Origin of the sequence: Lacrimispora sphenoides JCM 1415 (assembly GCF_900105615.1) — a bacterium.
GTDB lineage: Bacteria > Bacillota > Clostridia > Lachnospirales > Lachnospiraceae > Lacrimispora > Lacrimispora sphenoides.
Genome location: NZ_LT630003.1, coordinates 4,984,487 through 5,007,449, shown reverse-complemented (window position 1 = coordinate 5,007,449; position 22,963 = coordinate 4,984,487). Strand labels below are relative to the sequence as shown.

Genomic DNA, 22,963 nt, shown 5'->3' with positions numbered 1-22,963 from the left:
ATACACCAGAGGTCAAATACTATGTCCATAACAATAAAAGAAATAGCCAGATTAGCGGGAGTTTCTCCAAGCAGTGTATCCCTGGTTCTAAATGACAGACCAAATAGAATTTCTGAACAAAAGAAAAATCTTATCCTGCAGATTGCTGAAAATAACCAATATATACCAAATGCAGCTGCGCGCAGTCTGGTAACCAGAAAAAACAATACATTTGGGCTTCTGATCCCTGATATAGAAAACCCTTTCTTTTCCAAATTATCAAAAACTTTAGAATTGCAGCTCAGAGCGGAAGGATATTCATTGATCATCGTTAACTCCAACGATACATTTGAAGGAGACATGATATTAATTGACCTTCTTGCGGCAAAAGGAATCGATGGAATATTTGTGGTAATTTCCAATGAATCCTATCTTCATCAGGATATTATCGAGCAGAAATTATCACAGCTTAACCTTCCATTTGTAATGGTTGACCGCATATTTGATTCATTTTCCTGTAATAAAATATATTTTGATAATGTAGAAGGTTCTTATATTGCAACGAGGTACCTTCTGGAGAAAGGCCATAGAAAGATTGCCTGTATCTGCAATACTTTCATTTCCCATAACTCTCTTTCCCGTATACACGGATACCGGAATGCAATGACGGAATATGGAATCAAGGTGCCCAAGGAGTATATCATTCCTGCAAACTACCGCATAGAAGGCGGATACGAAGCCGCGAAGCAAGTCCTTGATACGGACTGCACCGCCATATTTGTATGCAATGACATGATGACCCTTGGTATATTAAGATACTTTTCGGAGCAGGGTATCCATGTACCCGAAGATTATGCCATTGTAAGCTATGACAATCTGCTGTCTGATTATTTATTCGGAATAGAAATATCAAGTGTGAACCAGGATGTGGAAGAGCTTGGAATAAAGGCCTGGAACATCATGAAAAAAGCTGCAAGACCGGATAAGAAAGAAGAAACAAACCAAACGGAAATATGTTTAATGCCCACACTGGTCATTCATTGAGACAGAAAATAAAAAGGCATGTTCCAAAGCTATGCATGAAAACTCATAGCTCTGGAACATGCCTTCTCTTATTTTCACCTCAGAGAAATTCCTCCATCTCATCCTCCATCTGCCTTAAGGCAATGGCATACTTTTTAAATTCCTCTGCTGCCTGTTCTCTCTCTTCCCCCTTATAGCAGATCCTGTGCTCCATACTGGCCCATAAATCCATGGACATGGTGCGCAGCTGTATTTCCACCGGGTAATATTCCATACCATCGGTGTGATAGACCGGAACTCCAAAAACAATGTGGAAACTTCTATATCCATTGGGCTTTGGATTGGCAATATAATCACTTTCCTTTATAATTTCAATATCCGACTGCTTTTTTAACAGGCTGACAATGGCATAGATATCCGTGATAAAATAGCAGATGACGCGGATACCGGCAACATCCGTCAGATAGTTTCTGGCCGAATCCGCGCTGGCCTCATGTCCATTCTTATCCAGCTTGTTTTCAATGCTTTCCTTTTGCTTAATTCTGTACTGGATATGATGGATGGGGTAATTCTGGTTTTTTCTCCTATAATCATTATTCAGCACATCCACTCTAACACGAATGTTTTTAAGCGCATCCTCATAGGGCTGGATAAAACAGAGATACTCTTCTTCAGTCATATTCCACCTCCCAGGCATTTCCTTGTCACAATTATTAAGTATACCGTTTTTTTGTGTCCATATGGTGTCCATAGTATGAACTCCTCATAAAAGAATCCATACTGATATACAAAAAAACAGCCGGAAGGGATACATGACGATCCCTGTCCGGCTGCCAGCAGGAATTATTCCTGCCCGTCTTTTGTTTCTTTATTTTCTATCCCTTCGTTCTCAGGCATATCTTCCTGATGCTCGTCCCCTTTTGCCATCAGAATGCTGTTTACAGGCTCTTCCTCATCTGCAAACAGCGGCTTAAGCTCGTCCCCTTTCTCCTCATCCTCTTTTGGAATATACTGATTAAACACGGGAGCAAGGATATAGGAGTTAATAAATGCTAAAAGCGGAAAGCCAAACAGCATGAATATCATCAGCATCGGAGGTACCATAAGCAGGAATGCAGCCGCCAACAAAGCCCCGTCAATGGCAATCATTCCAATGGTACGGAACAAATGGCGCAGGGACATAAAAAAGGCGTTGAAAAAGGTACGCTTTACCGTATTGAAAAATCTGGCCTGAAGTGGGAAAATATACGTAAGAACAGCCGCATAGATTAGAACCATTGCCAGGAACACGGTAAGCATCACCGTCCGAAAGGACCCGGATCCTGTAAACAATCTGGTAAAGAAGTATAAGTCAACTCCAAGGATCAATCCTACAACCAGAAGGATCAGCCAGATGATCGTGGACTGCTTAAAGTTTTCTTTAAATGACTTAAAAAAAGAACGGATGGTATAGCCATCGTCATCTCTTGCAAGCTTTAAGGTTACATAATATACAGCTGTGGTAGAAGCTCCTATGGTAAAAATTGGAATGCTGCATATCAGCCATAAGATATTCAAAATAATCAGATCACCAAATTTACCGATAAACCGCCATACCGGGTTATCATAATTAAAAAAACCAGAAAACATACGTTCTTCCCCTTTTCATAGTGGCATTAAAAGATATTATATAGGATTTGCCCTTAAAAAGCAAACATTCTTTCTTATTTCACCAAAATTTTATTTTTATTTTAATGAAAATCCATGGTTGTGTGATATAATTAAAAAAGTACCTTTAATAATAAAGAAAGAGGAGTAAAACATGACCCCATACGAAGACAAAACCCTAAAAGACTCCATGCGGGAGGAACGGGACAAGCTAAAAAATATGAGTGTGAAAGACAGGCTCTGGTACGTCTGGGAATATTACAAGATTCCCATCATCATTGCCGTTGTGGCCGTGATTTTTATCTCTTCCATCGGTTCAGCCATATATAACAACCGGTTTGAAACTGCTCTTTCCTGCGTTATTTTTAACAGCAGCCCCGCCGGTGAAACCGATTCTGTTGATGATTACTTTAACCAGGGCTTCCGTCAGTACATTGATCTTAATGAGGATGCAAAGATCGAGGTGGACTACTCCATGTCCCCGACCTTTGACGAATCCTCCATGAATGAATTTACCTATGCCCAGCTAGCCAAAATCACCGCCATGATATCCAGTAAGAGTCTGGATGTTATGATCGGAAATCCGGAAACCATAGACCACTTCGGTGAAATGGGCGGATTTGTTGACTTAAAGGAAATCCTCCCTGCAGACGTTTACGACAAGTTAAAGGAGTACCTCTATTTTGTAACCAATCAGGAAACCGGCGAAAACACGGCCTGCGGTCTTCTCATCGGCAACACGGATTTCTGCGATAAAACCGGCCTTATCATTGATGAGCCGATTCTTACCGTCATGAGCAATTCCACTCATACAGACACAGCCGCGGAACTGATCCGCTATGTGTTCGGGCAATAAGACGGAACCCAAGATCCTCTGCCAGCTTTATTGACGCTGAGTTCCGTTCGTCGATCCTTGCATAAATCTTCTCTGAAACAGCCAGGGCAGTGTAGGAAAGAATGGCCTTACAGGCTTCCTTACCATATCCCTGCTGCCTGTATGGGGAAAAAATGTGATATCCCAGTTCCACTGGGGTATCATTCTTTTTTATTGCATCCAAAAACTCCTCCTGCCCGGTAATCTCTAAGTTTGATATCCCCGCCTTTCCCACAAGCTTTCCTTTGTCATGGTCAACTACGGCCCAAATACCGTACTCATAAAATCCGTATTGATGGCTGATGTAATCCTTCAGGGCTTCTTTCGTTAAAAACAGGAAGCCCGACTTCCCAGCCTCAGGCTCATCTGGTATAGAGACATAGTCCTGAGGAACGAATTCCCGGATTGTAAGGCGCCGGGTTTTAACTATATTCCACGGAAGTCCCTCTTTTCTCCTGATGACCCGCTCTAAAAATGCATCATCAATGTCATCAAGATCCTCTACAACATAAGCGGCAGGGGCAAGGTTCTGATCCGTTCGTTCCCGGTCCCATAAACCAACAACGGCCCTGCCTTCCGCAAAAGCAGAACGCAGGGCCTCATGATCATCGGATATGGTAACCTGGAAAATCTTTCCTTCTACTATAATATCCCGATTCCAGATCATTGACTTAGCAGGTCTCCGGTTCCGGATATTCTTCCCCAAAGGTTTCCACTGTCATGGACTGGATCTTCTGCTCTTTCATGGGGCGGTCATTGTAATCGGTCTTCACATCAGCAATTTTGTTCACAATATCCATGCCTTCCGTGATCTTACCGAATGCAGCATAGGAACCATCCAAATGGGGAGATGCCTTGTGCATAATGAAAAACTGGGAACCGGCAGAATTGGGGTTCATGGCTCTTGCCATGGAAAGCACTCCCTCTGAATGCTTAAATGCATTGGTTACGCCGTTCTGGCTGAACTCTCCTTTAATGGAATAGCCTGGGCCTCCCATTCCGCTTCCTTCCGGACATCCTCCCTGAATCATGAACCCATTGATAACTCTGTGGAAGATCAGTCCGTCATAAAAACCTTTTTTAATTAAACTGATAAAATTATTTACTGTGTTTGGTGCAATCTCCGGATAAAGCTCTGCTTTCATCACATCACCGTTATCCATTGTAATCGTAATAACCGGATTTTTCATGTTTTCTCCCTTTCTGCTTTCCTGCCCATGTTCTTTGGGCATAAAGGTATACCAATAAGGTATTTATTGCGTCAGATTCCGCATATGGCTATATTTTATCAAATACTCTTATATTTGTATAGTCCCATTTGAATACAGTCCTATATATATCCTATCGTTCATACTTTGTTTAAATTTCATTCAAAAACCTTTTACACAAACAACATGATTTCTTCATGTTTCATGGATATACTTAAAACATAAAATACAAATTGCTTATAAGATTTTTTTCATAATACTCGAGCTGATAATTTATTATCAGCTCTCCTCCCTTTTTGAAATAACTTTTTGAAAAGCGTATTGCATGACTGGTTTCAGGATCAGCCATGTAATACGCTTTTTTGTTTGGTCATGCTATTTTATTTAGAATTTGTTTCATATGGATTTATAACAGTGAGGCCGCCGCCCCGGCTTGCTCTTATAATCCCCCCAGATTCACAAGCTCCGGGGATCGGGCGCAATTCTCAAAAAGACTTGCCATTCTTACCTGTATATTGTCATAAGTCTTGAAAAAATATTCACATGTGGCTGTATTGATAAAGGCCGTATATTTGGTGTAATCATAAGAATTCCGGCTTGTTACGACTGCTCCTTTCGGAATGGTAACGCTCTCCATGACATGAAAGCATGAAACTACCGCTTCCATACGGCTTTGAGGTGTCGGAATAAATGATTTTAAATAAGCGGTCCTGACAAAGCGTTCCGGGGAGGTATACCCTCCCGGCAGAGTCTGGGTACCTCCCGCCTGTCCAAACGGAATCAGCCGGACATTCCCCCAGGTATCCTCCTCGGACTGATAGGGAGAAGCCTCCATATAATTTCTCAGGTTCGTCTTATGCCACTGATAATCGGGGCTATTTGCCATAACGCCAATGGAATTCGACATTACCTCCATCCCTCTTTCCGTCTGCTCTATGACAACACATTCCCCGCTGCGGTCTACCGCCATCCAGTGCAATGGGGCCACAGTCTGTGTCACCGGATCCTCAACTCCTACGATTGAGAGATTCATAAGTAATTGCCGTAAATCATCGACATCTGCGCATCTTCCTAAAATATAATGAAGGAAATCAATGGATGCGATTTGTTTCCTGTGCTTTAAATCCTGAATGGTATCATATTGGGCATAGCCTGCAAAATAAAGTGCAGCAGCAGCAAAACCCATCTCATTAACCCCGTCAAAAAATCCCAGGTCCCCATCCAGTTCCTGCCCAATGCCGATAAAGCAGTAAATATCCTGGATTTTCTCCATATTTAATAAATTATCCCATTCATAATTCTTTGGAATTATGTAAAGATGAGGCTTAATATCATAAGAAAAATCCATATTCCTTCCAAAAAAGGTTTCCCCTTGCCGGGTTCTTAAGGTAAATGCTGTGCACATACAAACTACCTCCCTTATTGTAAATTGTTTATTTATTTATATGGGGGCCTGTGGTTTTTATGTATGTAATATAGGGGATAAGACAAAGGGGCTGACAAAAAATAGTATCACTTAAAATAATATGCAAAAATGAGCTTTGATTGGATTTAATCCATTTTCAAAGCTCATCTTCTACCCAAAACGCTATTTTAATATATAGCTGCCATTGCAATTAATTGCAGCCCATATACAGGCTACAGGGATTTCAGAACTCCTTTTAACTCATCCATGCCTTCTACAGGCTTCATGCACGCTCCATTACGGCAGACATAATATTTGCTTCCTTCAGAAGGAACCGGATAATCTGCCGTGAACGGTGCTGCCTCTGACAGGGCCTCCTTGTTCAGAGGAGTTTTTAAGATCACGCTGATATCAGGCTTCGGGCTTCTTTGTAAGCTCTGAAGCTCTGTTAATATAGAATCACCAGCGGAAACACAAACAATTTCCGTAGATGGATAAAGGATGCTTTGAAATGCAAGCAGAGAAAAGCAGTAGTTTGCAGGGCTTTTTTCCACCTCTTGCGTCAGGTAAGATATCTGCTTTTCCAGAACGTTCTGCCATTTGATCTTCCCGGTCAGGTGATAGAGCCTGCTTATTACATATGCGGCAACGGAATTTCCTGAAGGAAGCGCACCATCGTAAAGCTCCTTGGGACGGCTTATCAGTTTATCCCTGTCATGCGCATACATATAAAACCCTCCCTGAACTTCATCATAAAACAGTTCAAGCATCTTTTCAGATATTTCAGCGGCAATATGAAGATATTTGATATCAAAGGAAGCCTCATATAACTCCAGCAGGCCAAAGGCATAAAACGCGTAATCGTCAAGCTGTCCGTCGTGAACAGCCTGCCCCTCCCGGTAACGGATAAAGAGTCTTCCCTGTTCAGAGGTCAAATTCTTCTCTATAAACGCCTGCGCATTCTTTGCCGCATCAAGGCACCAGGCATCTCCCAGTACCTCATATGATTTTGCAAGTGCCCCAATCATAAGTCCGTTCCAGGAAGTCAATATCTTATCATCCGTATGAAGGGCTGTCCTTGTGATCCGGTAATCATAAAGCTTTTTACACAGATCCTCTAATTTATCACTGCTAGAGCCGTAATTATCATTTTCTATAAGATTTGGAATATTCTTTCCCTCAAAATTACCTTGTTCTGAAATTCCAAACCATTCGCAGAATTCATCTGCATCGCCGTTAAGAATCTGTTCGATCTCTTCCTTCTGAAACGTATAAAACTTTCCTTCCACCCCTTCGCTGTCAGCGTCCTGACCACAGTAAAACCCGCCCTGCTCATCAGTCAGCACATCCCTTACATAACGAAGAATTCCCCGGGATACCTTGGCATAAAGGCTGTCTCCTGTCATGGCAAAGGCTTCCGTGTAGGCATACAGCAAAAGCGCATTATCGTACAGCATTTTTTCAAAATGGGGCACCAGCCATTTTTCATCTGTGGAATAACGGGAAAAACCGCCACCGATGTGGTCGTATATTCCGCCCCGGTACATCTGCCTGAGGGTCGTTTCCGCAGCAAGAAGAGCATCTTTATCTTTTTCATAAAAGTAATGCCTTAAAAGGAAAAGCAGATTATGAGGCATTGGAAATTTGGGCGCCCTTCCAAAACCTCCCCATTTCTTATCAAAAGACCTCTTTAACAGGCTTGAAGCTGACAGAAATAAGTCTTTATCCGGTTCCCTGCCCTCATTATTAACAGATGTCTCTTCCTTGACTAAATATCCGGTTATCTCATCTCCCGCTTCCAGAAGCTTATGTTTCTCATTTTCCCAAAGCTTCCGGATAGAGGTTAAAACATCCAGAAGACCGGCAGATCCCCATCTTGAAAATTTAGGCAGATAGGTTCCGGCATAAAAAGGCTTTTGATCCGGTGTCATAATGATCGTTAATGGCCACCCGCCGGAACCGGTGAGAGCCTGGCAGACTGACATATATACGGAATCAATATCCGGCCGCTCTTCCCTGTCCACCTTTATTGCCACATAAAACTCGTTAAGAACATCCGCCGCCTCCTGGTCTTCAAAAGACTCATGAGCCATGACATGACACCAGTGACAAGTGCACATATTCAACCGGAGTTAGCTATACCCAATAGATAAAAAGATGGGCTTATCTTCTGCTTTCGCCTTGGAAAAAGCCTCTTCTCCCCAAGGAAACCATTTCACCGGGTTATATGCATGCTGTAGTAAATAGGGGGATTTTTCATTGATTAATCTATTGGGTACTCTATCAACGTTTGACATATGGCATCACCTCCTTTATTTTTCTATATTTTAATAACTTGGTTAAAATTATAACAATCCTTATGAAGTCTGTAAACTTCTGTCGGTTTCTATTATTTTACCATTGATACATAGGTTTCGCTTAAAGTAAATTTTTATACTTATACCACTTTTATTCTGCTAAAAGCTTGTGATAAAAGTATCTCCTATTATAGCAGTAGAAATAATACAGGCATTAGACAGAGAACATTTGGCTTCCGGCATAATTTTTAATAATTTGCTTTTTCCTTCATATTTTGATATTATATCATGATATTCCAGTATTTTCCTATATCATAATTTCAATTCTGATATGTAAGATCGAAGGTTGAAACAATAGACAATGGATGAGTTAATGCATCTATAAAATTAAAGGGGTGACGGAATGGACGATATAAAACACAAGCTGACGGTATTAGCGCGTATTGCAGAAGAATTTAATCACAAAGATGTTACATGGGCCATTGGAGCCTCCTTGCTGCTATACTTCAAAGGAATTACATCTGAGTTTCATGATATAGATATTATGATTGGGGAAGAGGATGCAGAAACAGTTAAAGATATCTTATTACATTTCGGTGATATTCAACAGCCTAATCCAAATGCAAAATACAAAACAAAAAGTTTTTTGGAGTTTCATGTTGATGGTGTAGATATCGATGCAATGGCCGGATTTGTTATTGTGAACCAAGATAAGGAATATTATTTTCCATTAAAAAAGGAAAATATTAAAGATTTCACTGAAGTTCATGGAATTAAGATTCCCTTGCAGTCCGTTGATGAATGGCGTAATTACTATGAATTGATGGGACGGAATGAAAAAGTAAAAATGATCGATGCATATACAGATTCCCACTGAGAAAAACCCGCTTACGGCTGCCTTGTCAGACCTTCCGTTAGCGGGTTTTTGTGTTAATATTCCGGTATCACCTGCGGCATAATAGAATTTCATCAATTAAGCCATACTCCTTTGCCTCCTCAGCCGTCATATAACGATCCCGTTCCATATCTTCCTCAATTTTTTTAATCGGCTGGCCAGTCAGTTCGCTGTATATCTCATTGAGCTTTTTCTTTGTTCTTTCAAGCCAATCACTATGGATTTTAATATCCGTAGCCTGCCCCTGCAGCCCGCCGGATATTGACGGTTGATGGATCAGAATCTCGCTGTTTTTAAGGGCAAAGCGCTTTCCCTTCTTCCCTGATGCCAGAAGCAGGGAAGCCGCGCTTCCCGATTGGCCTATACTAATGGTGGAAACATCACATTTAATGTTATTCATGGTATCCATAATAGCGAACCCATCTGTTACAGAGCCTCCGGGGCTGTTGATATACAAGTGAATATCCTTATTAGGGTCAGCGGATTCCAGAAAAAGCATCTGTGCTATTATCAGGCTTGCTGTGTCATTGGTCACTGTGCCATTCAGCATGATAATACGGTCGTTCAGCAGCCTGGAAAATATGTCGTACGACCGCTCTCCCCGGGATGTCTGTTCAATAACCATTGGGATAAGATTGTTCATAGAAACCTCCTGGATTATTATGCGGCCATGTTCATGATTTTGCCGGAACGGCAGCCTAAATCAATCACATGATTGGAATTGACGCTATACCTTTTCCGGTATTTTCCCGGCGTCAGTCCATAAATCTTTAAAAAGGCCCTTGAAAAGGATTCCTGAGAAGCATATTGATATTCCAGGGCGATATCGATGATCGGCCTGTCTGTCCTGGCAAGCTCTCCCGCTGCCTTTTCCATCCGCCTTCTGGTGATGTATCTGGTAACGGATTCTCCTGATACTTTGTGAAAAATTCTATGATAGTGATATTTTGACAGATAGGCTCTTTTTGCAAGATCATCAAGATCAATCTTACCATTTAAGTTTTCCTCGATATATTTAAGCGAGTCCCCCACTTTTGAATGATAATCCATATACCTGCTCCTTTCCAAAAACATATTATCATTATATACTCTTTTGGAAATTAATTCTTGATAATTTTTGCTTAAATCAGGTCTGGACTTTTCCCATCGATTTGTTTCTATTAAGGCCTGATATGGACTGTGGAATTGTGCTGCGGGATATGGTATGATAAATACAACCGTAAACTCATATAAGCCAATAAGGAGAATCGATTAAAATGAACTTTGAAATAACTGATAAAATTAAAGAACAAGATGAGGAAATCATTTACCAGGGCTTATTGAATTATAACTTATCCAGAATTGAGGACAAGAACCCAAGAGATTTAGGAATCTATTTGCAGGACGATACAGGAGAAAAAGTCGGAGGACTGATCGGAAATACACACGGCAACTGGTTGTTTGTCAAATATTTATGGGTCAGGGAAGACTTACGAGGACAAAATATTGGCAGTAAGCTTTTAAATCAGGCAGAAGAAACAGCCAAGGAACGGGGATGCAGATACGCATTTCTGGATACTTTCAGCTTTCAGGCGCCTGCCTTCTATGAAAAGCACGGATATAAGAGCGTGTTTGCACTGGAAGAATATCCTGTGACAGGAAAACGTTACTATTTTACTAAAACTTTGTAAATGTTTTCATATTGTCACAAGTTTCTATAACAGAGAAAGGGGGATACGATCATTGAGGAACATTTATAGAATAGAATTCCATACAGGAAGCAAAGAAGAATTATTACCTGATTATGCGAAAGACTTTCCATACATTGCCTCCTGCTCCCAATTGGACAAATTTATAGGGCGTTTTGTTCCATGGCATTGGCACAAAGCTGTGGAGTTATTTTATATGGAGAGCGGGAGAATGGAATATTGTACGCCTAAAGGAACCATGATATTTCCAGCAGGTACCGGCGGTCTGGTCAATTCCAATGTACTCCACATGACAAGGCCGCAAGCGGAATCAGAAAAAAACATCCAGTTTCTCCATCTTTTTGACCCCTCTTTCATAGCCGGCCAACACGGCAGCCGGATAGAGCAAAAATACGTTACGCCTATTACTACAGCCCCGCAGGCAGAAATTATTGCCTTATATCCTGATGTTCCGGAACAGGCAAAAGTTTTAGATATCATTCGGGAATCTTTTCACCTTTCTGAAAATAATTTCGGATATGAGATAAAACTGAGGGAGACGTTATCTGACATATGGATCCGGCTTTTCGACATAGCGCGTCCTCTATTGGAAGAAAAAGGGCATTCCGACAAAACAAATGATAAAATAAAATCGATGATGGTATATGTCCATGAGCATTATGCAGAAAAAATTTCTATTCCAGAGATTGCTGCCGCCGCTTATTCCAGCGAACGTGAATGCTTCCGGGTATTCCACGACTTCCTGCACATGACACCGGTGGAATATATCAAGAACTACCGTTTACAAACGGCCTGTCGTATGCTGACAGACAGCAGGGAAACAATTACCTATATCAGCCATGCCTGTGGATTGGGAAGCAGCAGTTACTTTGGAAAGGTCTTTCGGGAGTATACCGGCTGCACACCCCTGGAATATCGCCGCAAATGGCAGGAAAATGATATATAAAGGCAGAAATAATATATTTATTAAAAAAAGATTGCACTATAATGATACCTGTAAAGGTAATAGGGCAATCTTTTTATTATAAAATTATTGCTGAACTTAAGTATCACTGTCTTTTTAATGGAGGGTTTGTAATGATAAAATTAAATATCTTGAATATGGATAACTTTTTACAAACAGTAAATGCGTGCAGTGATGCGGTTAATTTACTGTACCCTGACGGTAGTAAAGAAAATATCAACAAACACTATGGACTCCAGAACGAGCTGCTTCATCAGTACAGAGAAAATAAAAACTTCCTGAGTCTTTCACTGGATATTCCGGCTCCAAAGGATTATATGAGCATTATCTCCTACTATACAGGAGATTGCTGACCATTTGCTTGCAACTAATTCATCATAAAGGGGTCTGACCGCTATTTGGGTCAGGCCCCTTCCCCATTCACCGGCGGGTGTATTTCAGTGCCCATTCTTCTGCGTTTTCCGGAACCGTTACCTCCTTCATCAGGAAAATAATGGCAATGATGTTAGGAAGCGCCATCAGTCCATTCCAGATATCAGAAAATTCCCACACTGTCTCAAGCTTTGCCAGACACCCAAGGAACACGGCCCCCAGATAAAGCATGGTATAAACCTTTCCCCTTAAAATGCGCTGCAGTATGTAAAGAGATCTGCGTTCTTTTAAACGCTCCGCCAGATATATGGCGGCCTGACGTCCCAGATAATACCATGCAATAATGGTAGCAAAAGCAAATATCAGCATAGCTCCTGATACCACATATTCCCCAAGTAATCCTAAGCGTTTTGAAAAACAAAAGGCGGTGAGAGCCGCTCCGTCATATCCTGAGCCGGCAGCATCTCCTTCCGTCATGCACAGGATCACAAATGCGGTCATGGTGCAGATCAAAATGGTATCAAAAAACACCTCAAACATGGCCCACATTCCCTGCTGCTCTGGAGTCGTATCCTCTGCCGCGCCATGAAGGACTGCCATGCTCCCAAGTCCTGCTTCATTGGAAAATACACCTCTGGATATGCCATATTGCAGGCTTTTGCTGATTTGATAGCCTGCAACTCCTGAAAAGGCAGAAACCGGGCGAAAGGCATCCTGAAAAATGCATTGAAAAATATATGGGATCTGATCGTAACAGGACATGATCACAACCATGGAAAACAGCATATAGGCGCCGGCCGAGATAGGAATGAGCCGTTCGGAGACAAAGGCGATTCTTGCAATCCCTCCCAGTACCACCAATAATACGGTTCCAGTCAGCACGATCCCGATGGGAACCGGCGGTATGCCAAAGGAATATTCAAGAGTTTCCGCAATGGAATTGGACTGCACCATGCTTCCCATTCCAAGAGAAACCATGATACAAAGAAAGCTGTAAATCATGCCTAGTACGGGAAGCTTAAGCCCCCTCTCCAAATAAACCATAGGCCCGCAGATCCAGGCGCCGTTCCGATCCCGGTAACGGTAACGGATCCCCAGCATGGTCTCCGCATAGCCTGTCATCATGCCGATTCCGGCAGAAACCCACATCCAGAATATAGCACCAGGTCCGCCGGCTGTAAGTGCGGTGGCCACACCGGCTATATTACCAGTCCCAATGGTAGCTGCCAAAGCCGTACAGGCTGTCTGGAATTTTGTAACTTCCCCTTTTTCTTCTCCCTCATCCTCCTGTATGCTTCCAATGGTATGCTTCCACCAAAATGGGAATTTTCTAATCTGAAAAAAACCTGACTTTACCGTAAAAAAGATTCCGGTCCCCAAAAACAAAACCAAAAGCCACGGTCCCCATACCATTTCATGTATACGATGTATCATCGGATCAGCTCCTGAACGCTCTCCTTAACACTTATTCGACCTACCCGGCTAGTATGAAAATTTCCAATGATTTTTACACAAAATAAAATCTGATATGGTATAATCTCCATATAAGCAATGAGCAGTGCGAATTAGAACACAAAAAAACTTTCGTCGTGCTCGCTCGTAAGAAATTTTTTTTGTGTTCTAATTCATAGGGCGAAAGCCCGTGAGCGAACGAATCCGCAGGATTCGCGAGCTGCACTGCGGACTCGCGGACCGCACTACATATTTCGCGAGCTGCAAATAAATGCGAGGTGAACAATATGCCTGGTTTTACCACTCACTATCTGCTGGGAGTCAAAGTTTTCAATGATATGCCTAACACTCCTTTAAAACGCATAATCTCCAAGTACCGCTGGCTTTACCAGCTTGGCCTCCAGGGACCGGATATATTTTTTTATAATATACCCATTCTACGCCACCGGGATTACCGTAATGTAGGTTCCTATATGCACGAAAACCATGTACATGATTTTTTTGTTTCCTGCTTAAACCACTTATCCCAGATCGAGTCCAAACAGCAGAGAGAGCAGGCCATTTCTTATATGAGCGGTTACTTCTGCCATTACATCGGGGACTCCATCTGCCACCCTTACGTGTACGGCCGAATCGAATATGATGTAAAAAACTCCAGCAACTATCATCATGGGCTTCATGCTATGCTGGAAAATGATATAGATGCATTACTATTGATGAAATACAAAAAGAAAAAACCATCTCAGTTCAACCAGGCGGCCACCATATGTTTAAACGGCCAGGAACTGCAGTTCATCTCCGGCTTTTTGTCCGTATGCATCAATGAAGCCTATTATCCTTTAAACTACCGGAATAATTTCCGTGTAACATCCCAGATGGTATCCCGTTCCATCCTGGCTATGCGCTTAGGATGCAGGACTCTTGCCGATCCGTCCAGCCGCAAGAAAAACAGCATTGAATTTATGGAATCACTTTTTTTGCGCACACACCTTGCCTCCCGGAAGCTGGTTACGGACATCCCGCCGGATCCCGTCGTCACCATGAATTTAAACCATGAAACCTGGTGTAATCCCTGGAACCGCCGCCTTGCATCCCAGGCCTCATTTCCCGAGCTCTTCCATCAGTCCATGGTAAAATGCAATGATGTGTTTTTTCTGCTGAACGAGGAACTTACCTCGCCGGTCCCGCTGGATAGCCTGGATCACAATAAGCTTTTAAAGGAGCTTGGTAATTATTCCTACCACAGCGGATTGGCAGTAGATCCATAACGAACATACAAAAAGGGACAAAAAAACATGGCTGAGGAGTGATTGACAACTCAATTCCTCATCCATGTTTTTTAATACCTGCATAAAAAATTTATTGATCCGACTCCGAGCTTTCAGTATCCGTCTCCTCATCCTCAGCGGTGGCCTCCGTGATAACAGCACCTTCCTTTGGAATAATCTTTTCATCAGATCCCTTAGGGATGTCCATATCTACCAGCCAATACTGTTGTTCATTCATCTTATAATCCGGCATAACAATAAGGTGCACATCATAATCCTTGAAAAATCCTCCATAAGAGGTATCGCTTGATTTTTCATAAGAAAAATCCTGCATAGCAGCCTCGTCACCGATAAACCGAACTGCTGCATTTGCAAATACGACTGCTTCCTCGGGTGTGGTCCCATCCTTAACAAGCAATGTCAAATCAATGCTATTCTTCTCCCGTTCTACCTTGTAATTAACGCTTAACGCCATAGGATATTCTTCGTTGTCCACAAACTCTTCATCCATATCATTTCCAATCTGATCCCAATCCAGAACAATCCCCTGCTGAGTTTCAAAAACAGGCTCTGCCGGAGCTGTGGATTTAAGAATGTTACTTTCCGTGCATCCGGTCAACAACATTACCGACATTGCACATATCAATAGAGCTTTGTTCTTCATCATAATCTCCTCCTTATTGAACATCTAACATTATATCTGATGTAATACTTTTTTTGTAGTGGTTTTAGCAAAATGTCAGAAATTCTTCACAAATACGTTAGTGTTTTTACAGGAATAAATACCATACATTTTCTAAATACACTTATTTAATTCTTGCATTTTCTGGTTATCCATGGTATCATGTTCAATATCAATATTAAATTTATTTTTTTGAACACTTTAGGAGGCTATGTACATGGACCACAATGAGAAAAAGGCTTTGTTTAAAAAGCTGGATTGGATAACGACCCTGATTCCTTTTATAAGTATCATATTTTTATGCCTTGTTTTTACCATATATCCCAGCAAGTCTGCGGATACGCTGGCTGCTATCCGGTCATTTTTAGGAGATGAGCTGGGGAGTTATTATCTTATCATCGGGCTTTTTACCTTCCTTTGCTCCCTGTATATTGCATTTTCCAAATACGGTACCATAAACCTTGGGAACTTGGAAAAACCCCAATATTCAAACTTTAAATGGGGAACTATGATGTTTACAGCCGGTCTGGCCGCTGATATCCTCTTCTATTCCCTTTGTGAATGGATTCTCTATGCAGGGGAACCACATATCGCGGATCTGGGAGCCATGCAGGACTGGGCCTCCACCTATCCGCTGTTTCACTGGGGCCCTATCCCCTGGAGCTTTTATATGATATTGGCTGCAGCATTCGGCTTCATGCTCCATGTTAAAAAACGTACGAAGCAAAAATATTCGGAAGCCTGCCGTCCTCTTTTGGGAAAGCATGTAGACGGCCTTTGCGGAAAACTTATTGATTTAATTGCCGTATTTGCCTTACTTGCCGGTACTGCAACCACATTTTCTCTTGCAACTCCCCTTCTTTCCATGGCGATCAGCAGGGTAACCGGTCTGCCGGATTCCAGATTATTGACCATTGCAATCCTGGTCATTATATGTATCGTATACACCATTACGGTTTATTTCGGCATGAAGGGCATTGCAAAGCTGGCTGCTTCCTGTACATATCTGTTTTTCGGCCTGCTTCTCTATGTGCTGATCGGTGGTAAGGAAGCCAGATATACCATTGAAACAGGGATCACGGCAGTAGGAAACCTGACGCAGAACTTTATTAGCCTGTCCACCTGGACTGATGCCCTGCGGACCTCCTCCTTCCCTCAGAACTGGACCATCTTTTACTGGGCTTACTGGATGGTTTGGTGCGTAGCCACTCCTTTCTTTATCGGAGCCATCAGCAAAGGGCGCACCATAAAGCAGACCATCCTCGGGGGATATGTCTTTGGAATCTCAGGAACTTTTACTTCCTTTATTATATTGGGAAATTACAGCCTTGCACTTCAGACAAAGGGAGTACTGGATGTGATGGGCATTTATGCGTCCACAGGAGACTTGTACCAGACGATCATGGCAATCCTTGAGACCTTGCCGTTTGCAAAGCTGGGGCTGATCCTTCTGGCAGTTACCATGGTGGCTTTTTACGCAACCAGCTTTGATGCCCTGGCACTGGTTGCTGCCACCTACTCATATAAGGAGCTTCCCGAGGACGTCGAACCGGATAAACGTGTAAAGCTGTTCTGGTCCGTGCTTTTAATGCTGTTTCCCATCGCTCTTATATTTTCCAAGAATTCCATGGCCAATCTGCAGACGGTCTCCATCATCGCAGCATTTCCTATAGGAATTATCATACTTCTCATTATTTTCAGTTTCTTTAAAGACGCAAAGGAATATTTAAACCAGCAATAGGAGTTAAGCTCCGTAGACATGAAGATCCGCATTGAAATGGCTTATAAAAAGCCTGATCAATGCGGATTTTCCTTGCTCATAACCTCATAGCAGCTACCGCAGCTTGTCAGAAGGATACGGTGGATAACTATATACAAAGCATATACAGAAAGCTTGAGATATCAAATAAATTCAACTTTTTCAGATTGTTCACTCAAAGAAAAAATAATGCCAGATTCCCATATTGAGGCCCGGTACAAAGTACCGTTGTCCGATGTGGGAAATTTATAAAATGAAAAACAAGGGCGGGATTCTTATGAATCCCGCCCTGTCATTGTATCCCATACAATCATAATTACCAGCTTATCCGGTAATAACTGCATTCTAATGATATATTTTAATTTCCGTACTGGAATGAGATGGTACCCGTTGTTCCTCCGGCGGAAGCTTCTTATAATCACCGTAAATCCAGGTGAGGACCTCATGCCAGCCTTTTGGCGCCATCAGCCTGGTATCTTCAAATTCCAGATCCACAGTTTCTTCACACCATTCCTTCTTAAGCGTCACATAGAGATAATCGGGCTGGTAGTTGCTGTAATACCTAAGGCGGCTCTTTCCCTTATGATCTTTGACCGCAATCATATGCTGCAGCTTACTCAAGGTTTTCATTGGAATCATTTTCCCTAAAGAAGCCAGCGTGCCTATAACGATTTTATTGATCAGGCTGTACTTTTTATAGTCCAACCGGTAACGGTGGCCCATGGCCATACCGTAGATCACAGTATGAAGTAGGCGGATACAGGCAGAAGCTGCCTTGCCTTCTGGAAGTTCATCAATGGTAAATAAGTCCACCCACAGATGGTTTAATTTCCCTTCATAAAACCGCATCTCATCTGAGTCCTCATGAGTCCGGCTGTTTTTATAGATGATTCTCGTTGTAAAATCATAAAAAGCCGTCCCGCCTCTTAAATCCTTTGGTTCAAGAAGTTCCATCTCTTCCGGAAGTTCCCGGCGCACTACCTTTAAAAAGGCATCATAATTGGAACGAGTAAACGCCACATCCGCATCATCATCCCAGGGAATGAAGCCTTTGTGCCTTACCGCGCCTAAAAGCGTTCCTGCATCCAGAAGATATTTGATCTTGTATTTCCGGCAGATACGGTCAATTTCTTTTAAAATAGCCAGGTTCGCCTGATGTACCTCCGTTAAATCGTATTCCTTCATGTTTCCTCTTTCCTGCCCGTGTTTTCTGGGCATAAAGGTATACTTGCAGAGTGTTTCCTCTTTCCTGCCCTTGCTTTTGGGGCGCAGAGGTATAAAACCCTTATTGGCTCAGCGCCTCCTTAATGATCTTTGCCATGTAATCGATCATCTCATCAGTCATTCCCGGATATACTCCTACCCAGAAGGTATCTTCCATGATCCGGTCGGTATTGGTTAACTGCCCTACGATCCGGTATCCTTCTCCGGACGCTCTCATCTGATCAAAGCATGGATGTTTCGTTAAATTACCGGCAAAGAGCATCCTTGTCTGAACGCCTCTCGATTCCACATACTGTACCACCTGATTCCGGCTTACGCCTTCTTTGCAGGTTATTAAAAAGCCGAACCAGCTTGGCTTGGAGTCCGGGCATGCCTCCGGAAGGATCAGCTTGTGAGAAACCTCTTCCAGGCCCTTATGAAGACGATCGAAATTATGGCGCCGCCTCTCTACAAAGGATGGAAACTTATCAATCTGGGCACAACCGATGGCCGCCTGCATGTCAGTGGCTTTTAAATTGTAGCCAAAATGGGAATAAACATATTTATGATCATAGCCCACGGGAAGCTCCCCGTACTGGCGGTCAAACCGGTGTCCGCATAAATTGTCACGTCCGGAAGGACACACACAGTCACGGCCCCAATCACGGAATGAACGGATTATTTTATTTAACAGTGAGTTGTTCGTATAAACCGCACCGCCCTCTCCCATTGTCATATGGTGAGGCGGGTAAAAGCTTGAGGTTCCAATATCACCGATGGTTCCGGAGAAACGCTCTTCCCCATTTATGGTGTAAGTTGTTCCAAGGGCATCGCAATTATCCTCTACGAGCCACAGCTGATGCTTGTCGCAAAATGCCTTAACCGCAGAAAGGTCAAAGGGATTTCCCAGGGTATGAGCGATCATGACAGCCTTAGTCTTTTCTGAGCGCGCAGCCTCAAGCATGTTCACATCAATGTTATATTGGGGGATGGTAACGTCCACAAATACGGGAACCGCACCATACTGGATCATAGGAGTCACAGTAGTTGGAAATCCGGCTGCCACCGTGATCACTTCATCACCGCGCTTTATCTGGCGTTCCTTTAAAAGCGGTGATGTAAGGGTCATAAATGCCAGCAGATTCGCCGATGAACCGGAATTCACAAGGGAGCAGAACCTGACTTTTAAATATTCCGCCAGCTTTTTCTCGAATTCATCGGTATACCGCCCGGATGTAAGCCAGAACTCCAGAGAGCTGTCTACCAGGTTCACCATTTCCTGATGATCATACACACGGGATGCATATGAAATGCGGTCTCCTTCCTTAAAAGGATCTTTTTGATTATGGTAGGTGCTGCAGTATTCCTTTACCAGAGAAAGGATCTCCTCCCGCGCCACTTTTTCTGTCTTGTTTTCAAACATTCTATTTTTTCCTCTTTCTTACCAATGTTTTTTGGAATATTAATTGAAAAATTCTTTTATCTGCAAGTCCATGAACGTAAGCATATCTGCCTCTTCCAAATAGGCCTTAGTCCATTCCACGGTCTTTTCCACTGCTTCCTTTACCTCATATCTGGGACGCCAGTCGAAAACTCTCTTGATCTTGGAACAGTCCAGCTTTAAAAAGTTGGCTTCATGAGGGCCTCCTTCAAACTTGTCTATCCACTTTATCCCCTGGCCCCAGGCCTCACAGAACAGATCCGCCAGCTCACCTGTGGTCACGCAGTCTCTGTCATCCGGTCCTACGTTATAATATCCCTGGAACTTGGAATCCTTATACTGCTTCATGGCAATCGTCATATAAATGGCCAGAGGCTCCAGCACATGCTGATACGGCCTTGTTGAATGGGGATTTCTCACGATGATGTCTTGCCCTGCCTCTGCTGCCCGAATGCAGTCCGGAATGATTCTGTCATTGGCAAAATCTCCACCTCCGATCACATTGCCGGCACGGGATGTGGATATAGCCACACGTCCGTCGGAAAAAAAGGACTTGGCATAGCTGTGGGTCACCAGTTCAGAACATGATTTGCTGTTGGAATAAGGATCATAGCCATCTAATGGATCGTTTTCCCGGTATCCGTACTCCCATTCCTTATTTTCATACACTTTATCCGTTGTAACATTTAAAAAGGATTTGACCGAAGGGGTCAGGCGAATGCATTCCAGCACATTGACCGTACCCATAACGTTAGTCTCATAGGTGTAGACCGGATCCTTATAGGAGTCCCTGACAATCGGCTGGGCGGCCAGGTGAAACACGACTTCCGGCTCCTCCTGTAAAAACACCTTTTTTAAATGCTCCAAATCCCGGATGTCCCCGATTATGGAATTTACGGTATCAGAAAGTCCGATTACTTCAAACAGGTTTGGGTCAGTGGAAGGCATGAGGGAATACCCCGTTACCGATGCACCCGCCCTTACAAGGAGCCGGCTGAGCCAGCTTCCCTTAAAGCCTGTATGCCCTGTGATCAGAACCTTTTTTCCTTTATAAAAGTCGCAAAATTCGATCCACTTAATACTTGTCCAGCTTGTCATGTTATTTCTCCCAAATTTTCCATGGCGCCTGTCCGGACTGCCACAAATCTTCCAGCTTCTTCATTTCCCGCTGAGTATCCATGCACTGCCAGAAGCCATTGTGATGGTAGCTCATAAGCTGCCCTTCTGCCGCCAGGCCTTGCAATGGTTCTTTTTCAAATACGGTGGAATCATCCTTTAAATAAGAAAAGATCTCAGGATTCAAGACCATGAATCCCCCGTTGATCAGGCTGTTATCCGCTTCATCCTTTTCCCGGAAGGAACGGACCACATCGCCTTCGTCAATATCCAGAACCCCTTTTAGCTGGGCGATATTGACGGTAGTCATGGTAGCAGTCTTACCATGGTCCTGATGGAATTTTAACAAACCTTTTAAATCCACGTCACAGACTCCGTCACCATAGGTCATCATAAAGGGCTCATTGCCGATATAAGGCTGGATGCGCTTAATTCGTCCGCCGGTCATGGTATTTAACCCCGTATCCACCAGGGTCACCTTCCATGGCTCCGCATAATTGTTATGTACCTCCATCTTATTATTGGCAAGATCAAAGGTCACATCTGATGTATGCAGAAAATAATCCGCAAAAAATTCCTTTACAACATACTGCTTATATCCAAGACAAATAACAAAATCGTGAAAGCCATACTGGGAATAATACTTCATGATATGCCACAGAATAGGCTTTTCCCCGATCTCAATCATCGGCTTCGGTTTTAAATGGCTCTGCTCACTGATCCTGCTGCCAAAACCTCCCGCTAATAATACTACCTTCATCACTTCATCCTCCAAATGTTCTTTTATTCATACTCTTTATAAGCCTTCCGGTAAAAGTGCATCAGCACCTTTACGACCGGTCCCGGCCACATCTTTGAAAACATATGAGCTTCTTCCCGGAGACGGCTGTTATCCGCTATACAGGCCTTTGTCGTGGCCTCCCCGTGAACCCTGTAATACAGGATCGGTTTTTCTACGCTAATAAAACGTCCCGGCAGTCCGGCTAACTGATAAAGCGTGTCCCAATCCAGGGCAAACTGATAGGGAGAGTTAAAAAGAGACTCACCTAATCTTTCCTTATTATATGCACACGCAGGACAGCAGATGGAATTGCCGAACATCAAAACACTTTTTTTAACCCAGGTTAAGTGGCTGATACGCCGGTAACGCAAAGGAAGCCTGAGAAAGCGTTTGATAAACTCCACCTTTTCAAAAACAGCGGGCTGGTTCCCCCTGATTACCGTATATCCACCTGTAAACAGTGTCATATCCGGGTATTTTTCATAACATTCCAGAAGTTTCTTCACATAATCCTTCCGGTATAAATCATCCTGGTGGGCGATGGTAACAAAACGGGCAGAAGCCTGGTTATAGGCAAAATTCCAATCTTCCCGTATATTGCTTTTCCCATACCGAACAAACAGCTGGACTCCGTACTTGTCCGCCATTTTTTCGATATAAGGGCTGGGCGTTGATGTGCAAATTATGACCTCCGATTTAACGCTTTGTTTTAAAAGGGAACGAAGGCAGGCTTCAAGATATGGCGAATCCTTATATGCACAGACCGCAAATGCATGTGGTTTCATATTTTGTCTCCTAATGAATCAAGGGGATATACTCGCATATCCAGTTGATTCACATACTCAAGGTTGAAAGACGCTTTCCTTTTAACCTTGCACCTCAAATGGGCTTATTATTATCTGGCTATGA

22 protein-coding genes and 1 pseudogene are annotated in these 22,963 nt (G+C 42.9%); 8 read left to right on the top strand and 15 right to left on the bottom strand.

From position 1 onward, the window contains the following. Positions 1–21 precede the first annotated feature (21 nt). Entirely contained in the window at positions 22–1,023 is a 1,002-nt protein-coding gene (locus BMX69_RS22560) for a LacI family DNA-binding transcriptional regulator (RefSeq protein WP_160117897.1), read from the top strand. A gap of 79 nt (positions 1,024–1,102) precedes the next feature. Here BMX69_RS22560 and BMX69_RS22555 read toward each other — a convergent pair whose 3' ends face one another. After that, positions 1,103–1,681, bottom strand: coding sequence for a GTP pyrophosphokinase (locus BMX69_RS22555; RefSeq protein WP_100043596.1), 579 nt, complete (start codon positions 1,679–1,681; stop codon positions 1,103–1,105). Between the two features lie 164 nt (positions 1,682–1,845). Next, positions 1,846–2,631, bottom strand: coding sequence for a YesL family protein (locus tag BMX69_RS22550; RefSeq protein ID WP_100043595.1), 786 nt, complete (start codon positions 2,629–2,631; stop codon positions 1,846–1,848). A 172-nt stretch (positions 2,632–2,803) separates the two neighbouring features. On the opposite strand from BMX69_RS22550, the gene BMX69_RS22545 reads away from it, so the two are divergent. Continuing rightward, positions 2,804–3,505: a hypothetical protein gene (locus tag BMX69_RS22545; protein WP_100043594.1), complete on the top strand. Its 702-nt coding sequence runs from the start codon at positions 2,804–2,806 to the stop codon at positions 3,503–3,505. Here the strand turns inward: BMX69_RS22545 and BMX69_RS22540 are convergent. From BMX69_RS22540 to BMX69_RS22525, 4 genes and pseudogenes are all read right to left on the bottom strand, one after another. Further along, complete coding sequence (locus BMX69_RS22540) at positions 3,441–4,229, bottom strand: GNAT family N-acetyltransferase (protein WP_242941320.1); 789 nt, start codon at positions 4,227–4,229, stop codon at positions 3,441–3,443. The genes BMX69_RS22545 and BMX69_RS22540 overlap by 65 nt on opposite strands. Continuing rightward, entirely contained in the window at positions 4,195–4,713 is a 519-nt protein-coding gene (locus BMX69_RS22535; protein ID WP_025231267.1) for a peptidylprolyl isomerase, read from the bottom strand. Before BMX69_RS22535 ends, BMX69_RS22540 begins: the two co-directional genes overlap by 35 nt. A 457-nt stretch (positions 4,714–5,170) precedes the next feature. Next, on the bottom strand, positions 5,171–6,136 hold the full coding sequence (locus tag BMX69_RS22530; protein WP_100043592.1) for a choloylglycine hydrolase family protein: 966 nt from the start codon (positions 6,134–6,136) through the stop codon (positions 5,171–5,173). Between the two features lie 233 nt (positions 6,137–6,369). Further along, a pseudogene (locus BMX69_RS22525) lies at positions 6,370–8,433 on the bottom strand (thioredoxin domain-containing protein). A gap of 403 nt (positions 8,434–8,836) precedes the next feature. Here BMX69_RS22525 and BMX69_RS22515 point away from each other — a divergent pair. Then, complete coding sequence (locus tag BMX69_RS22515) at positions 8,837–9,310, top strand: nucleotidyltransferase domain-containing protein (RefSeq protein WP_100043590.1); 474 nt, start codon at positions 8,837–8,839, stop codon at positions 9,308–9,310. Between the two features lie 67 nt (positions 9,311–9,377). Here the strand turns inward: BMX69_RS22515 and BMX69_RS22510 are convergent, their stop codons facing one another. After that, a complete protein-coding gene (locus BMX69_RS22510; RefSeq protein WP_054790826.1) occupies positions 9,378–9,971 on the bottom strand; it encodes an ATP-dependent Clp protease proteolytic subunit in 594 nt (197 codons plus the stop codon). A gap of 17 nt (positions 9,972–9,988) precedes the next feature. Continuing rightward, complete coding sequence (locus tag BMX69_RS22505) at positions 9,989–10,378, bottom strand: helix-turn-helix transcriptional regulator (protein ID WP_054790825.1); 390 nt, start codon at positions 10,376–10,378, stop codon at positions 9,989–9,991. Between the two features lie 206 nt (positions 10,379–10,584). Here BMX69_RS22505 and BMX69_RS22500 point away from each other — a divergent pair, with 206 nt between their 5' ends. From BMX69_RS22500 to BMX69_RS22490, 3 genes are all read left to right on the top strand, one after another. Next, positions 10,585–10,998, top strand: a complete 414-nt coding sequence (locus tag BMX69_RS22500) for a GNAT family N-acetyltransferase (RefSeq protein WP_054790824.1) — start codon at positions 10,585–10,587, stop codon at positions 10,996–10,998. 52 nt (positions 10,999–11,050) lie between these two features. Then, positions 11,051–11,962 (top strand): AraC family transcriptional regulator, encoded by a 912-nt coding sequence (locus BMX69_RS22495; RefSeq protein ID WP_100043589.1) that lies wholly within the window; start codon positions 11,051–11,053, stop codon positions 11,960–11,962. A gap of 131 nt (positions 11,963–12,093) precedes the next feature. Further along, positions 12,094–12,333, top strand: a complete 240-nt coding sequence (locus tag BMX69_RS22490) for a hypothetical protein (RefSeq protein WP_054790823.1) — start codon at positions 12,094–12,096, stop codon at positions 12,331–12,333. 67 nt (positions 12,334–12,400) lie between these two features. Here the strand turns inward: BMX69_RS22490 and BMX69_RS22485 are convergent, their stop codons facing one another. Further along, positions 12,401–13,786, bottom strand: a complete 1,386-nt coding sequence (locus BMX69_RS22485) for an alanine/glycine:cation symporter family protein (protein ID WP_100043588.1) — start codon at positions 13,784–13,786, stop codon at positions 12,401–12,403. Positions 13,787–14,091: 305 nt separating this feature from the next. On the opposite strand from BMX69_RS22485, the gene BMX69_RS22480 reads away from it, so the two are divergent. Beyond that, complete coding sequence (locus BMX69_RS22480) at positions 14,092–15,072, top strand: zinc dependent phospholipase C family protein (protein WP_100043587.1); 981 nt, start codon at positions 14,092–14,094, stop codon at positions 15,070–15,072. 91 nt (positions 15,073–15,163) lie between these two features. Here the strand turns inward: BMX69_RS22480 and BMX69_RS22475 are convergent, their stop codons facing one another. Further along, complete coding sequence (locus BMX69_RS22475; protein ID WP_054790822.1) at positions 15,164–15,739, bottom strand: hypothetical protein; 576 nt, start codon at positions 15,737–15,739, stop codon at positions 15,164–15,166. A 232-nt stretch (positions 15,740–15,971) separates the two neighbouring features. Here BMX69_RS22475 and BMX69_RS22470 point away from each other — a divergent pair, with 232 nt between their 5' ends. Beyond that, on the top strand, positions 15,972–17,495 hold the full coding sequence (locus tag BMX69_RS22470) for a BCCT family transporter (protein ID WP_054790821.1): 1,524 nt from the start codon (positions 15,972–15,974) through the stop codon (positions 17,493–17,495). A 363-nt stretch (positions 17,496–17,858) separates the two neighbouring features. Here the strand turns inward: BMX69_RS22470 and BMX69_RS22465 are convergent, their stop codons facing one another. The 5 genes from BMX69_RS22465 to BMX69_RS22445 form a co-directional block, all read right to left on the bottom strand. Next, positions 17,859–18,698, bottom strand: coding sequence for a LicD family protein (locus BMX69_RS22465; RefSeq protein WP_054790848.1), 840 nt, complete (start codon positions 18,696–18,698; stop codon positions 17,859–17,861). Between the two features lie 100 nt (positions 18,699–18,798). Continuing rightward, positions 18,799–20,139, bottom strand: a complete 1,341-nt coding sequence (rfbH, locus tag BMX69_RS22460; RefSeq protein ID WP_100043586.1) for a lipopolysaccharide biosynthesis protein RfbH — start codon at positions 20,137–20,139, stop codon at positions 18,799–18,801. A 39-nt stretch (positions 20,140–20,178) separates the two neighbouring features. Next, positions 20,179–21,255, bottom strand: a complete 1,077-nt coding sequence (gene rfbG, locus BMX69_RS22455; RefSeq protein ID WP_100043585.1) for a CDP-glucose 4,6-dehydratase — start codon at positions 21,253–21,255, stop codon at positions 20,179–20,181. A 1-nt stretch (position 21,256) separates the two neighbouring features. Continuing rightward, positions 21,257–22,033 carry a glucose-1-phosphate cytidylyltransferase gene (gene rfbF / locus BMX69_RS22450; RefSeq protein ID WP_100043584.1) on the bottom strand — a complete coding sequence of 259 codons (777 nt, stop codon included), beginning with the start codon at positions 22,031–22,033 and terminating at the stop codon, positions 21,257–21,259. 23 nt (positions 22,034–22,056) lie between these two features. Next, positions 22,057–22,839, bottom strand: coding sequence for a glycosyltransferase family A protein (locus BMX69_RS22445; RefSeq protein WP_100043583.1), 783 nt, complete (start codon positions 22,837–22,839; stop codon positions 22,057–22,059). Positions 22,840–22,963 lie beyond the last annotated feature (124 nt).

Excerpts from the sequence above, each read along its gene's own strand:
- BMX69_RS22560 (WP_160117897.1), top strand. The coding sequence starts at position 22 with ATGTCCATAACAATAAAAGAAATAGCCAGATTAGCGGGAGTTTCTCCA.
- BMX69_RS22535 (WP_025231267.1), bottom strand. The coding sequence starts at position 4,713 with ATGAAAAATCCGGTTATTACGATTACAATGGATAACGGTGATGTGATG.
- BMX69_RS22545 (WP_100043594.1), top strand. The coding sequence starts at position 2,804 with ATGACCCCATACGAAGACAAAACCCTAAAAGACTCCATGCGGGAGGAA.
- BMX69_RS22530 (WP_100043592.1), bottom strand. The coding sequence starts at position 6,136 with ATGTGCACAGCATTTACCTTAAGAACCCGGCAAGGGGAAACCTTTTTT.
- BMX69_RS22470 (WP_054790821.1), top strand. The coding sequence starts at position 15,972 with ATGGACCACAATGAGAAAAAGGCTTTGTTTAAAAAGCTGGATTGGATA.
- BMX69_RS22555 (WP_100043596.1), bottom strand. The coding sequence starts at position 1,681 with ATGACTGAAGAAGAGTATCTCTGTTTTATCCAGCCCTATGAGGATGCG.
- BMX69_RS22480 (WP_100043587.1), top strand. The coding sequence starts at position 14,092 with ATGCCTGGTTTTACCACTCACTATCTGCTGGGAGTCAAAGTTTTCAAT.
- BMX69_RS22465 (WP_054790848.1), bottom strand. The coding sequence starts at position 18,698 with ATGAAGGAATACGATTTAACGGAGGTACATCAGGCGAACCTGGCTATT.
- rfbH (WP_100043586.1), bottom strand. The coding sequence starts at position 20,139 with ATGTTTGAAAACAAGACAGAAAAAGTGGCGCGGGAGGAGATCCTTTCT.
- rfbF (WP_100043584.1), bottom strand. The coding sequence starts at position 22,033 with ATGAAGGTAGTATTATTAGCGGGAGGTTTTGGCAGCAGGATCAGTGAG.
- BMX69_RS22510 (WP_054790826.1), bottom strand. The coding sequence starts at position 9,971 with ATGAACAATCTTATCCCAATGGTTATTGAACAGACATCCCGGGGAGAG.
- BMX69_RS22500 (WP_054790824.1), top strand. The coding sequence starts at position 10,585 with ATGAACTTTGAAATAACTGATAAAATTAAAGAACAAGATGAGGAAATC.
- BMX69_RS22505 (WP_054790825.1), bottom strand. The coding sequence starts at position 10,378 with ATGGATTATCATTCAAAAGTGGGGGACTCGCTTAAATATATCGAGGAA.
- BMX69_RS22550 (WP_100043595.1), bottom strand. The coding sequence starts at position 2,631 with ATGTTTTCTGGTTTTTTTAATTATGATAACCCGGTATGGCGGTTTATC.
- BMX69_RS22475 (WP_054790822.1), bottom strand. The coding sequence starts at position 15,739 with ATGATGAAGAACAAAGCTCTATTGATATGTGCAATGTCGGTAATGTTG.
- BMX69_RS22445 (WP_100043583.1), bottom strand. The coding sequence starts at position 22,839 with ATGAAACCACATGCATTTGCGGTCTGTGCATATAAGGATTCGCCATAT.
- BMX69_RS22485 (WP_100043588.1), bottom strand. The coding sequence starts at position 13,786 with ATGATACATCGTATACATGAAATGGTATGGGGACCGTGGCTTTTGGTT.
- rfbG (WP_100043585.1), bottom strand. The coding sequence starts at position 21,255 with ATGACAAGCTGGACAAGTATTAAGTGGATCGAATTTTGCGACTTTTAT.
- BMX69_RS22490 (WP_054790823.1), top strand. The coding sequence starts at position 12,094 with ATGATAAAATTAAATATCTTGAATATGGATAACTTTTTACAAACAGTA.
- BMX69_RS22515 (WP_100043590.1), top strand. The coding sequence starts at position 8,837 with ATGGACGATATAAAACACAAGCTGACGGTATTAGCGCGTATTGCAGAA.